Below are 12,442 nucleotides of genomic sequence, written 5' to 3'. Positions count from 1 at the left end.
AGCGTTTTCTGATGGAGCACAATCATTTCTTTCCGCCCCATGCAGGGGTGACCCTGGCTGCGCTTGCAGCTCATACGGGGGCGGAATTGACGGATGCCGCAAAGGGCGGGACGATCATTCGGTCGGTCTCGCCCGTTGCCCGCGCCAAGGCGGGTGATGTCTGCTACATCCTCTCCCGTCGCAATCGCGACGACCTTCTCACCTGCAATGCATCGGCCATCTTCTGTGAAAAAGCGCTGGTGTCGCTGGTTCCTGCGCATATTCCCGTTCTGTTGGCGAAAAGTGCCCAGACGGCCTTTGCGTTGGCCGGCGCGCTTCTGCATCCCGAAGGCCTTCGTCCGGTCCGCATGACCAGCGAACCGGCCAACATCTCGCCGGCCGCGTATGTCGATCCGACGGCGCGCCTCGAAGATGGCGTCGAGATCGAGGCAATGGCCGTGATTGGTGCGCATGCTGAGGTTGGCAGCGGAACGCGCATCGGACCGGGTGCTGTGATCGGACCCGGGGTCCGCATTGGACGCGACTGCACGATTGCTGCGGGCGCGACAGTGCAAGTGGCGTTGGTCGGCAATAATGTGATCATCCACAACGGTGCTCGTATCGGTCAGGACGGCTTCGGCTATGCGCCGGGTCCGCGTGGCATGATCAAGATCGTCCAGGTCGGTCGCGTGATCATCCAGGATCATGTGGAAATCGGCGCCAACACGACGATCGATCGTGGCACCATGGACGACACGGTCATTGGCGAGGGGACCAAGATCGATAATCTGGTTCAGGTCGGTCATAACGTTCGCATCGGTCGCCACTGCGGCATTGTCAGCCAGGTCGGCATTGCCGGCAGTACTGTGATCGGCGATGGCGTGATGATTGGTGGCGCAGCCGGCGTCAACGGCCATATCAAGATTGGTGACGGGGTTCAGATCGCCGCCATGAGTGGCGTTCTGGCAGACGTGCCCCCGGGCGAAAAATACGGCGGTGTCCCGGCCCGCCCTCTGAAGGATTATCTGCGCGAAGTGGCCGAGACGTTGAGCCGCTACGATAGCCGCGCAAAGGACAAAGGAGCCAGCAATGACTGACGCCGCCACGAAGAGCGAATTGGGATCCGCTGATATCCTCGAAATCATGCGGCTTCTGCCGCATCGCTACCCGTTTCTGCTCGTCGACAAGATCATCGAGATCGACGGTGACGATTCTGCCATCGGCATTAAGAACGTGACGGCGAACGAGCCGCATTTCACCGGCCATTTTCCCGAATCTCCGATCATGCCGGGTGTCTTGCTCGTCGAGGGCATGGCGCAGACTGCCGGCGCCATTTGCGCGCGCAAGCAGGGCGAAGCCGGCAACCTCGTTTATTTCATGACCATCGACAATGCCCGTTTCCGCAAGCCCGTGGTTCCGGGTGATCGCGTCGAATATCACGTCGTGAAGCAGAAGCAGCGCGGCAACATCTGGAAGTTCCATTGTGATGCCAAGGTGGATGGCCAGTTGGCGGCGGAGGCCGACATCGGTGCCATGATCATGCGCAAGGACGCAAAATGAGCACCATTGCTGCCACTGCCGTGATCCATCCGATGGCGGTCGTTGAAGCCGGCGCAGTCATTGGCGAGAACGTGCGCATTGGCCCTTTCTGCCATGTCGGACCGCGTGTGACGCTGAAGGATGGTGTGGAGCTCCTTTCGAACGCCGTGGTGTCCGGCCTGACCGAAATCGGTGAGAACAGCCGGATCTTCCCCATGGCCGTCATCGGCGGCGTCTCGCAGAGCCTGCATGAAGCCGGCGAGGATTCGCGCCTTGTCGTTGGTGCGAACTGCACCATGCGTGAAGGCGTGACGATGAACTCGGGCACGGTTGGCGGCGGCGGGATTACTCGTGTCGGCGACAATTGTCTCTTCCTGGCCAATTCGCATGTCGCCCATGACTGCATTCTCGCCAGCAATATCATCCTGTCGAACAATGTCATGCTGGCTGGGCACGTTCACGTCGGCGATCATGTGATTCTGAGTGGAGGATGCGCCGTCCACCAGTTCACACGCATCGGCCGCAACGCCTTTATCGGCGGTCTCTCGGCCGTCAGCTACGACGTGATCCCGTATGGCATGCTGAACGGCAATCCCGGTATCCTCGGCGGCCTCAACGTCGTCGGAATGACCCGTGCGGGGATCGAACGCTCGATCATCCATCAGGTGCGCCGCGCCTTCAAGCAGATCTTCGAGGGCGAGGGCTCTGCCCGTGCCAATGCGGCGGCAATCCGCGACGACTATCTCGACTGCCCGCAGGTGATCGAAATCCTGGATTTCATTGCAGCCGACAGCGATCGCGCGCTCTCGTCGCCCCATCGCGGCAAGAACTGACGCCATGACGTCCGCCAGCGCAACAGGACGCCTGGCATCGAAAGGTCGCCTCGCCATCATCGCCGGCAGCGGCAAGCTCCCGCTATTCTTGGCAGAAGCCGCGCGTGCCGCGGGCGAAGATCCATTCATCTTGCGCCTGAAGAACGAGGCGGATGCAGACTGGCAGAGCTACGAGACGGCGGTGATCGGGGTCGGAGACATGGCGGGCCTCTCTGCCCTGTTTCAAAAGCATGGGATCGGTCGCGTCGTCATGTCGGGCGCGGTCAAGAAGCGTCCTGCCTTCGGTGAGATCCACGTCAACCTCCGCTCCATTCTGAAGCTCCCGATGGCGCTCAGGACCTTGTTGGCGGGCGGCGATGATGCCGTGCTGCGCATGGTGATTTCGCTGATCGAAGCCCAGGGCTGCGAAGTTTTGGGTGCACACGAAATCCTTCCCGGACTTTTGGCAACCGTCGGTCCGCTCGGAAAGGCTAAACCCTCCGACGACGATATCAGGGATATCGAGCGGGCGGCGGATGCGGCAGAGACGCTCGGACGCCTGGACGTGGGGCAGGGCGCTGTGAGCATTGGCGGGCGCATCGTCGCCCTCGAGGGCGTCGAGGGAACCGATGCCATGCTCGCTCGTGTTGCGGGCCTGAGGGCCGAAGGGCGCATCTCCCAGCGCCGCAGGGGCGTGATCGTCAAGCTGTGCAAACCCCAGCAGGATCTGCGGGCCGATCTGCCGACCATCGGCGTATCGACCGTGGAAAATGCCAAGGCGGCAGGCCTTGCCGGCATTGCCGTGGAGGCGGGACGGGCCTTGGTCGTCGAGCGGGACGCGATGATTGCTGCTGCAGATGCGGCGGGCCTCTTCGTCGTCGGCATTGAGCGATCGGGAAAGGACAAAGGCCCATGAGCGAGAAGCCACTCAAGATCGCCGTCATTGCCGGTGAAGTTTCCGGTGACCTGCTCGGCGCCGATCTCATCGCAGCCTTGAAACGGCGCCATGCCGGCCGCGTCGATGTCATCGGCGTCGGTGGCGAGGCTCTGGCAGGGCAGGGACTGCAATCGCTCTTCGATTTCTCCGAACTGTCGATCATGGGGATCACGCAGGTTTTGTCGAAGCTGCCACGCCTGATCAAGCTGATCTCGGTCACGTCGGACGCCATCATTGCCGCAAAGCCGGACCTGCTTTTGATCGTCGATAGCCCCGATTTTACGCACAGGGTCGCCAAGCGGGTCCGCAAGGCACTTCCCGATCTGCCGGTGGTCAACTATGTCTGCCCGAGCGTCTGGGCCTGGAAGGAATACCGGGCCAAGGCGATGCTCCCTTATGTCGACGAAGTTCTGGCCGTGCTTCCCTTCGAGCCCCAGGTGATGGAGCGACTGGGCGGCCCGAAGACGCATTTCATCGGTCACCGACTGACAACTCATGCCGAGATCCTGCGTGTGCGGGAAGCCCGCAAGGCGCGGTCGGTCAGAGCTGTGGGTGATCAGCGCACGATCCTGCTTTTGCCGGGATCGCGTGGCGCGGAGATTACCCAGCTTCTGCCAGTCTTCGGTGCGGCAATGGAGGAGTACGTCGCTCGGAACGGCAAGACCCGTTTCGTGCTGCCGACAGTGCCCCGCCAGGAGGCCCGTGTTCGCGAGATGACCGCCTCCTGGGCGCTGCGTCCCGAGATCCTGCTCGGCGATGATGCCAAGTGGAAGGCGTTCGAGGAGGCAGATGCCGCGATCGCGGCATCGGGTACGGTGATTCTGGAGCTGGCATTGGCCTATGTGCCCGTCGTCTCCACCTACAAGGGTGATTGGATCATCCGGATGATGGCGAACCGGATCAAGGTCTGGACGGGAGCCCTGCCAAATCTAATCGCGGACTACGCCATCGTGCCCGAATATTTCAACGACGTGCTGCGACCGGCAAGCCTGGTGCGCTGGGCGGAACGCTTGTCGAGCGATACGCCGCAGCGCGCCACCATGCTTTCCGGCTATGATGACGTCTGGAGCAAGCTGCAGACGGACCTGCCCGCAGGCGAGGCCGGGGCAGATCTGGTGCTTTCACTTCTCGCCCGTCGTGGTCGGCTCTGAACCTCAGGCCCACTTGGCGAAGGGGTCCGGCAGTCCTTCCCACGCGGTCGGCGTGAAGCCGGTCGCAGGCACAAGGCAGGCGTCAAGCTCCGCAGTGATCTGTGCCTGGTCCATCGGGTCGGCACCGATAAACACGATCTCCTGCCGCCGGTCGCCCCATTCGGCATCGAGATAAGGCGCCATGGCATTGAGAAAACCCGGATCGTCAGGCCACCGCGATTTCGGAACGGACGCCCACCACAGACCCATTCTCGTCGTGCGTACCAGTGGTCCTGCCTGGCTCAGTTCCCCGACATGATGCGGCCGTGTCGCGAGCCAGAAAAAGCCTTTGGCACGGATGACGCCTGGCCAGGAGCGATCGAGGAAATCGCGGAAACGCGTCGGATCAAGCGGCGCGCGGGCGCGATAGACGAAGGAGCGGATGCCGTATTCCTCCGTCTCCGGCACATGGTCGCGAAAGCCGTGCAGTTCCTGGAACCAGAGCGGGTGCGTCTCGGCCTTGGCCAGGTCGAACAACCCGGTCCCAAGGATGTCGTGCGGGTCCACCTTGGCGAATTCCGTCTCGATCACACGGGCGCTGGCGTTCAAGCCGCCGATGATCTTGCGGGCCGCGTCGAGTTGATCGGGGCTGGCTGCGCCCACCTTGTTGAGGATGATCACGTCGGCGAACTCGATCTGCTCGACGAGAAGGTCAACAAGCGTCCGGTTGTCGTTTTCACCGGCCGTTTCACCGCGATCGGAAAGAAAATCGCTCGATGAGTAGTCACGCAGCAGGTTGGCCGCATCCACGACCGTCACCATGGTGTCCAATTGCGCGATGTCGGACAGGCTGCGCCCTTCCTCGTCCCGGAAATCGAAGGTGGTGGCGATCGGCAGCGGTTCAGCGATACCCGTGGCTTCGATCAGCAGGTAGTCGAAGCGCCCCTGTTCGGCGAGTCCGCGCACCTCGTTGAGCAGATCGTCACGCAGGGTGCAACAGATGCAGCCATTGCTCATTTCCACCAACTGTTCCTGCGTGCGCGAAAGGGCGGCGTCCCCGCCGCGTACGAGGGCTGCGTCGATGTTGACTTCACTCATGTCGTTGACGATCACGGCAACTCTCAAGCCCTGACGGTTTGCCAGCACGTGGTTCAACAGGGTGGTTTTCCCGGCGCCGAGAAAGCCGGACAATACTGTGACGGGAAGCTTCTTCATCGGGCTCTCCAGTAAATGTAATAACATAACAAGCTGTGTGACAAAAAAGGCGAGGCCGTGGCCCCGCCTTCCTGTCCGGGGGAGGAGTGGCTATTGTGACAGGCAAGCCGCAATCGACGTCGCAAGGTTGCGCATCAACTGACCATAGAGTTCCGGCCCTTCCGAAAGCGCGCCGCCTTCGGGATCCAGTGTCCCTGATTTGGCATTGGTGCCTTCGATCACGACGTTGATCAGTTTCGGCTCGAATTGCGGTTCGGCGAACACGCAAGCCGCGCCCAGTTCGGCGATCTTCGCATGGATCTGCGACAGGCGCTCTGCACCAGGCATGGTCTCGGGGCTGACGGTCACGGAACCGACAACGCGGACTTTGTACCGGTTTTCGAAATACTGGTAGGCATCGTGGAACACCACAAAGGGCTTGTCGGCAACGGGCGCAACTGTTGCGGCGATGTCGGTATCGAGCGCGTCGATCTCGGCATTGAGCGCAGCGGCATTTGTTTCATAGGTTGCCTTGTTCGCAGGATCGGCCTCGATCAGCGACGTGGCGATGACCGACGCCATGGCCTTGGCATTGGCGGGGTCGAGCCAGAGATGCATATCCGTGCCGCCATGTTCGTGGTCGTGCTCGCCTTCATGCTCATGTTCATGGCCTTCGCCGCCCTCTGCGGCATGGTCATGGTCCTCCTCGGCATGATGGTCGTGACCCTCTTCTTCATGGGCAGTTGCATCTGCAGCCTCGTGCTCATGATGCTCGCCTTCGGCATGCTCGTCGCCCGCGTGCTCGCCGTGATCATGTGCCTCGAAGGCACCGCCTTCGCGGAAGGGCAGCTTGTTGAGGCCGGGAGCATCTTCGAGTTCCACGACCTTGGCCTTGCCGGCGAGAGCCTCCAGCGGCTTCTCGAGGAAGGCTTCGAGGCCCGGACCCACCCAGAACACCAGATCGGCTTTCTCCAGCGCACGGGCGTTGGAGGGTTTCAGCGTATAGGTATGGGGCGAGGCGGCGCCTTCGACGACCAGCGACGGTTCGCCGACCCCTTTCATGATCGAGGCCACCAGTGAATGGATCGGTTTGATCGACACGACGACCTGCGGCTCCGCCATGGCAATTGCCGGCGAAAAGAGCAGGGCTGCGACGGAAGCGGTCAATCCGAGGCGGATAGGGTTCATGGTGACGTCCTTCAAGGCTGTAACGTAATACTATTACGTCAATTGCGTAATGCTATAACGTGTGGCATAGGTGTCCGCAACAGCAAATTTCCGGGAAGTGTATGGCAGCCTTGAAAACATGGGATGCGGAGCCGCTTGTGTCACTGGCGGGTGCCGGGGTCTATCGCAACGGACGCTGGCTGGTGCGCGGCGTCGACTTCTCCGTCCGCCCAGGCGAAATCGTCACCCTGATCGGCCCGAATGGTTCTGGCAAATCGACCAGCGCCAAATTGGCGACCGGTATTCTGCGCGCCGACGAGGGGCGGGTGGATCGCAAGCCGAACCTGCGCATCGGCTACGTGCCGCAGCGGCTTGCTGTCGATTGGACCATGCCGCTCACCGTCCGGCGTCTGATGACGCTGACGGCACCACTCGGTGCCGATGAAATCGACCGTGCTCTTGATGCTGTCGGCATCCGCCATCTCGCCGGCGCGGAAGTGCAGCATTTGTCGGGCGGTGAATTCCAGCGCGCGCTGCTCGCCCGTGCTATGGCCCGCAAGCCTGATATCCTCGTGCTCGACGAACCGGTGCAGGGTGTCGATTTCTCCGGCGAGATCGCGCTGTACGACCTGATCACCTCGATCCGCAACGCGACGGGCTGCGGCATCCTGCTGATTTCCCACGACCTGCATATCGTCATGGCGGAAACCGACACCGTGATCTGTTTGAACGGCCACGTCTGCTGCCGGGGAACGCCGGCCGCCGTCAGCAGCAGTCCGGAATATATGCGCTTGTTCGGCGACAAGGCGAGCCGGACGCTCGCCGTCTACAGCCACGACCACGACCACACGCATCTGCCGGACGGCCGCGTTCTGCATGGGGACGGGAGTATCACGGACCATTGCCATCCGGAGGACGGCCACCATCATGCAGCAGCCGGTCGCCATGATGGCGAGAATCACGTCCATAGTCATGACCATCATGATCACGCCCATGGTCACAGCCATGACCACGGTTCCGGACCTGCTGCGCTGACGACCGCAAACACCACGAAGGAGCATCACCATGCTCGATGACTTCTTCGTCCGCGCCATGTTGGCCGGCATCGGCCTCGCGCTCACCACCGGGCCGCTCGGTTGCTTCGTCATCTGGCGGCGCATGGCCTATTTCGGCGATACCATGGCGCATTCCGCTCTGCTCGGCGTCGCCTTGTCGCTGTTTTTCTCGCTCAATTTGATGGTCAGCGTCTTTGTTGTCGCGGCGCTGGTTTCGCTGATCCTGATTGTCCTGCAGAAACGTCAGGGCCTGTCAGCCGACGCGCTGCTCGGCATCCTCAGCCACGCCACGCTCGCCATCGGTCTCGTCATGGTCGCCTTCATGTCCTGGGTGCGCTTCGACCTGATCGCCTTCCTCTTTGGCGATATCCTCGCGGTTACGCCGACGGACGTGGCAATCGTCTGGGGTGGTGGCGCCGTTGTGGTGGCGCTGATCGTCTATCTCTGGCGCCCGCTGCTTGCGGGCACCGTCAATGCCGAGTTGGCCGAAGCCGAAGGCATGAACCCGGAACGCGCGCGCATCATCTTCATGCTGCTGATGGCGCTGGTCATTGCGATCGCCATGAAGATCGTCGGCATCATGTTGATCACCTCGCTCCTGATCATCCCGGCCGCCGCCGCCCGCCGTTTTGCGGTCTCGCCAGAGGCCATGGCCGTGATTGCCTCTCTACTCGGTGCCGTGGCGGTCGTCATTGGCCTCTTCGGCTCGCTCACTTACGACACCCCGTCGGGTCCTTCGATCGTTGTGGCGGCCCTCCTTCTCTTCCTGATCAGCCTTCTGCCGCGCCCGCGCCTGGCGACGGCTGAAGATCGCCCGCGAGGTTGACCCCATGCCTAAGACCGATCTGACCCGCAACCAGTCGCTCGTCTTCGATAGCCTTGTCGAAGCCGATGGCCCGCTTTCCGCCTATACGCTGCTGGATCGGCTCCGTGACCATGGGTTCCGCGCACCGCTGCAGGTTTACAGGGCGCTCGACAAGCTGGTCGAGTTCGGCATGGTGCATCGGCTGGAAAGCCTCAACGCGTTCGTCGCCTGCGCTCATCCCCATGAGGGCTGCGCCAGCCATGGCACCGTCGCCTTCATGATCTGCAACAAATGCAATCAGGTGACCGAGTTTCATGATCACGAGGTCGATCACCACCTTAGCGCCATCACCCGCAAGCAGAATTTCAAGGCTGAGAAGACGACAATCGAGATCCGCGGTCTGTGCGCTGCCTGCGCGGCCTGAGGCTCAAAGCGGCTGAAGATCGCGCGCGAAGCGCTGCCAGTTTCGGACGTAGCTTTCCGCTGACAACCTGAGACGCGCCACCGCGTTGTCATCAAGAGTTCTGACCACCCGTGCGGGTGCGCCGACAATGAGCGAGTTGTCGGGAAAGACTTTGCCTTCGCTCACCAGAGCATTGGCACCCACAAGGCAGTTCTTGCCAATGACGGCACCGTTCAGGACGGTCGCCCCCATGCCGATGAGGGAATTGTCACCGATCGTGCAGCCATGGACGATGGCGTGGTGTCCGATCGTGCATCCATCACCAATCTTGGTCGGGAACCCAGGATCGGTGTGGATCATCACGCCATCCTGAATATTGGTTCCTTTGCCGATCGTTATGGGATCGTTGTCGCCGCGCAGCACGGCATTGAACCAGATGCCGACATCAAGACCCAGACGCACGTCGCCGATGACCTGAGCGCCTGATGCAATCCAGTAGCGGTCGGCAGCTGGCAACAGCGGGCGTTTTTCGCCAAGGGCATAGATCGCCACCGCGCTCACTCTCGTTCAGCGAAGGCGCAGGATGACGGGGAAGCGCCCGCCCTGGGCGCCGACATGAAGGTGAATATTGACGTCAGGCTGGGAATAACGCCAAGCGCGCGCGCCATGCGACAGGAGCAGCCCGATCAGATCCTTCGTCTTCGAGCGCTTCTCGCGGCCGCCGATTTCGGCCAGACGGAAGGCGGCTTCGTGCAGCGGATGCAGGACATGCGACGCTGGCAAAATCCCGCCATTGTCCTGATCGTCCACTTTGCCGATTCTGAAGTCTTTCGAAGCCATCTTGCTATCCTCGTACAAAAATACAAATCGAGGTTTGGTCAGCGTGGTTACTGGGCGGCTGCCCAACAGCCGATACCCTTGCGTTTCAACTGCTTGCAGGCGTTGACAGCATCCTTCTGCGCATCGAAGCCACCGAAACGTGCACGGTAGATCTCCTGTGAGCCCGCATTGTAGGCGACTGTGAATGGGGTGGCGGAACGCAATACCTGTCCGCCTTTCTCTTGCGCATTGCGCAGAAGATCCATGGCCAGCGACTTGTCCGGCGATGTGCCGATCTGGATGATCCAGCCAGACGTCGGCTTGGTCGATGCAGTGGTGACCGTGTCGACATCCGGCGGCGTGGCGGAAGCGGCAGCGACAGACTGAGTGGTTGCAGCAGGCGCGACCATGGCGCCGCTGTTCGGCATGTAGGCCGGGGCAGGCTGCGGCACGGGCACGCTTTCAGAACTGCCCGGTGCGACGGGGCGCATGCCGCTCAGCGCAGCGGTTGCTGCATTTCCGGTGGGAGCCGCGACATAGGCAGAGGCCTGCGCGACACCGGCGTAACGCGGATCCGGCATCGGGCCTGTCTGCGGCAGGTTCGGATGACCATCATCAAGCGAAGCCGTTGCCTGGACGGGGTCGGCGGCAACAGGCGTCTGAACCTTGGCGACGAGATCACCGGAGGAACGACCCGAAGACGCCTGAGGGAGATAACGCTGCACGAGTGCGGTCATCTGGGCATTCCTGCGCGCACCGGAGGAGGCGCCGAGAATGACGGCAACGATGGAGCGCCCATCGGCCTGGGCAGAGGTTGCGAGATTATAACCGGCAGCACCGGTATAGCCGGTCTTGATGCCGTCGACGCCGCGAACGGCACCGAGCAACCGGTTGTGGTTGCCGATTGTCTGCTTGCCGAAAGAGAAGCTCCGGGTGGAGAAATAGCCGTAATACTGCGGGAAGTGCTGACGAAGCGCGATGCCGAGGCGGGCCTGGTCCCGGGCTGTTGTCATCTGTGCGGTATTGGGCAAGCCATGTGCATTGCGATAGGTGGTCTTGGTCATGCCGAGGCTACGGGCCTTGGCCGTCATGAGCTGGCCGAAACGCTGCTCCGAGCCGCCGAGATACTCACCCAGCGCCGTTGCAACGTCATTGGCGGAGCGCGTCACGAGCGCCAGGATTGCCTGTTCGACCGTGATGCTGCGGCCAGCGCCGACGCCGAGCTTCGACGGCGGTTCCTTTGCGGCATTCTTGGAGATCGGAACCTTGCTGTTGAGCGAGATACGGCCGGATTCGAGCGCCTCGAACGTCAGATAAAGCGTCATCATCTTGGTGAGTGATGCCGGATAGCGGAGGCTGTCGGCGTCTTCGCTATACAGAACCTTGCCGGTCTTGGCGTCGATGACCACGCCCGCATATTTGGCAGCACTCGCACCTGACGTCGTTGCCAGCGCGGCAAAAAGGACCGCAACGACGGCGATCACGACTCGACGGATTGGAGCGGCGAATGTGAGGCTTCCGAGAACTTTATGCACCACGATACTCTTTGAACTGTTCATTTCAAACCGGACGCTCTCCTCCGGTCGCGACCATCAGGCTGCGACTTTAGGATGCGTGCGTTACCAAGAGGTTTATGATGAATGCTTTGTTGATGGTCTTGCCGGCATTTTAGCGGTATCTGCGGGCGTGAGCGTGTCGGTGCGCTGTTCCACATAGGACCGGACGGCCGCATCGATCTGCTTCCACTCCGGAAGCAGGCGGCTCGAGAACCGGTAGAGTACGGACAGATCTTCGCCGACGTGAATGTCACGCTGGCAATCGCTGCTGCTGGCAAGTTTGTCGGCAGTCGGGATGAGGCAGCGAACTGCATATTGTCCGCCATCGCCATCATCTGCCGTCAGAAGGACTTCCCCTTCGAAACCGGTTCCCGGCCTGAACCGGTGCATCTGCAGGCCACCGGGGCCCACATCGGCGGGGCCGATCGTCAGATGGCGGTATATTGGCTCTATCCGGCCTGACATGTCGCGCGACATCGTGCTTTGCGATACCTGCAGGAAGAGCAGGGACTGTGCCTGACCAAGGTCGTCGAAGGCGAGGCGAAGCGCCTGGCTATAGCCCTCCATCGACGGCCAATGCAGTTGAAGGTCGACGCGTTCTGCCGCCCCGCTGCGCCGCTGTGGTTCGAAGCGAAGCGTATTTGCGGTCAGGTGTAATGTGTCGCGGCCTATGGTGATGTCGTAGACGTCGAGGCTGTCGCTGTGGCCGGCAAGGGCGAGTTGCGCGCCATAGAGGTGTCCGTAAACATTGATTCCGAGCGAGGCGAGGGCCAGGAGTGCAATGGCGATGACGGAGGCCAGAAGGAAGCGCGCAGAAAAAAGCGGTGCATGTTGCTCTGCGCCGAAATCGGCCGTGCCGTTTTGCATGAGTTTTCCGCTCCCGTTCGGCCGCGCTCGACGCTATCGGCACCGACCCTCCGCAAGCTTTCCATCATCATGGTTAAGGCACGGTTAATATTGCTCTTCGGCAAAAAGAGAGCCGGTCCCGGTTGGACGGGACCGGCTCAGAATGGCTCCGGTCGGGGGACGGGTATGCGGGGGACGGA

14 protein-coding genes are annotated in these 12,442 nt (G+C 61.6%); 8 read left to right on the top strand and 6 right to left on the bottom strand.

Translation table 11 applies throughout. The features are described from left to right. The first annotated feature begins 11 nt into the window (after positions 1-11). From lpxD to lpxB, 5 genes are read left to right on the top strand one after another with little or no spacing between them, the layout of a single operon-like run. Entirely contained in the window at positions 12-1,076 is a 1,065-nt protein-coding gene (lpxD, locus tag DMY87_RS17840) for a UDP-3-O-(3-hydroxymyristoyl)glucosamine N-acyltransferase (protein ID WP_110793011.1), read from the top strand. Continuing rightward, positions 1,069-1,539, top strand: a complete 471-nt coding sequence (gene fabZ, locus DMY87_RS17835; protein ID WP_110793010.1) for a 3-hydroxyacyl-ACP dehydratase FabZ — start codon at positions 1,069-1,071, stop codon at positions 1,537-1,539. The genes lpxD and fabZ overlap by 8 nt, the downstream gene beginning before the upstream one ends. Beyond that, positions 1,536-2,351, top strand: a complete 816-nt coding sequence (gene lpxA / locus DMY87_RS17830; RefSeq protein WP_110793009.1) for an acyl-ACP--UDP-N-acetylglucosamine O-acyltransferase — start codon at positions 1,536-1,538, stop codon at positions 2,349-2,351. Before fabZ ends, lpxA begins: the two co-directional genes overlap by 4 nt. A gap of 4 nt (positions 2,352-2,355) precedes the next feature. Continuing rightward, on the top strand, positions 2,356-3,246 hold the full coding sequence (locus DMY87_RS17825; RefSeq protein WP_110793008.1) for an LpxI family protein: 891 nt from the start codon (positions 2,356-2,358) through the stop codon (positions 3,244-3,246). After that, positions 3,243-4,418 (top strand): lipid-A-disaccharide synthase, encoded by a 1,176-nt coding sequence (gene lpxB, locus DMY87_RS17820; RefSeq protein WP_110793007.1) that lies wholly within the window; start codon positions 3,243-3,245, stop codon positions 4,416-4,418. The genes DMY87_RS17825 and lpxB overlap by 4 nt, the downstream gene beginning before the upstream one ends. A gap of 3 nt (positions 4,419-4,421) precedes the next feature. On the opposite strand, the gene DMY87_RS17815 is transcribed toward lpxB, so the two are convergent. Both DMY87_RS17815 and DMY87_RS17810 read right to left on the bottom strand, forming a co-directional pair. Next, on the bottom strand, positions 4,422-5,612 hold the full coding sequence (locus DMY87_RS17815) for a GTP-binding protein (RefSeq protein WP_110793006.1): 1,191 nt from the start codon (positions 5,610-5,612) through the stop codon (positions 4,422-4,424). 90 nt (positions 5,613-5,702) lie between these two features. Then, on the bottom strand, positions 5,703-6,779 hold the full coding sequence (locus tag DMY87_RS17810; protein WP_110793005.1) for a zinc ABC transporter substrate-binding protein ZnuA: 1,077 nt from the start codon (positions 6,777-6,779) through the stop codon (positions 5,703-5,705). A 101-nt stretch (positions 6,780-6,880) separates the two neighbouring features. Here DMY87_RS17810 and DMY87_RS17805 point away from each other — a divergent pair, with 101 nt between their 5' ends. The 3 genes from DMY87_RS17805 to DMY87_RS17795 are packed head-to-tail and all read left to right on the top strand — an operon-like array spanning position 6,881 to position 9,042. Further along, complete coding sequence (locus tag DMY87_RS17805) at positions 6,881-7,834, top strand: ATP-binding cassette domain-containing protein (RefSeq protein WP_110793004.1); 954 nt, start codon at positions 6,881-6,883, stop codon at positions 7,832-7,834. Then, positions 7,824-8,639 (top strand): iron chelate uptake ABC transporter family permease subunit, encoded by an 816-nt coding sequence (locus tag DMY87_RS17800; protein WP_110793003.1) that lies wholly within the window; start codon positions 7,824-7,826, stop codon positions 8,637-8,639. The genes DMY87_RS17805 and DMY87_RS17800 overlap by 11 nt, the downstream gene beginning before the upstream one ends. Before the next feature lie 4 nt (positions 8,640-8,643). Next, on the top strand, positions 8,644-9,042 hold the full coding sequence (locus DMY87_RS17795; RefSeq protein WP_110793002.1) for a Fur family transcriptional regulator: 399 nt from the start codon (positions 8,644-8,646) through the stop codon (positions 9,040-9,042). A gap of 3 nt (positions 9,043-9,045) precedes the next feature. Here DMY87_RS17795 and DMY87_RS17790 read toward each other — a convergent pair whose 3' ends face one another. The 4 genes from DMY87_RS17790 to DMY87_RS17775 form a co-directional block, all read right to left on the bottom strand. Next, positions 9,046-9,573 carry a gamma carbonic anhydrase family protein gene (locus DMY87_RS17790; protein WP_110793001.1) on the bottom strand — a complete coding sequence of 176 codons (528 nt, stop codon included), beginning with the start codon at positions 9,571-9,573 and terminating at the stop codon, positions 9,046-9,048. Between the two features lie 15 nt (positions 9,574-9,588). Beyond that, entirely contained in the window at positions 9,589-9,861 is a 273-nt protein-coding gene (locus DMY87_RS17785) for a hypothetical protein (RefSeq protein WP_245408968.1), read from the bottom strand. Between the two features lie 47 nt (positions 9,862-9,908). Then, positions 9,909-11,399: an SPOR domain-containing protein gene (locus DMY87_RS17780; protein WP_110793000.1), complete on the bottom strand. Its 1,491-nt coding sequence runs from the start codon at positions 11,397-11,399 to the stop codon at positions 9,909-9,911. A gap of 72 nt (positions 11,400-11,471) precedes the next feature. Beyond that, entirely contained in the window at positions 11,472-12,263 is a 792-nt protein-coding gene (locus DMY87_RS17775; protein WP_110792999.1) for a hypothetical protein, read from the bottom strand. Positions 12,264-12,442 lie beyond the last annotated feature (179 nt).

The sequence above is a fragment of the Peteryoungia wuzhouensis genome (genome assembly GCF_003205195.1).
Lineage (GTDB): Bacteria > Pseudomonadota > Alphaproteobacteria > Rhizobiales > Rhizobiaceae > Allorhizobium > Allorhizobium wuzhouense.
The sequence above is the reverse complement of the archived record's forward strand: the minus strand, read 5'-3'. Positions and strand labels throughout refer to the sequence as shown.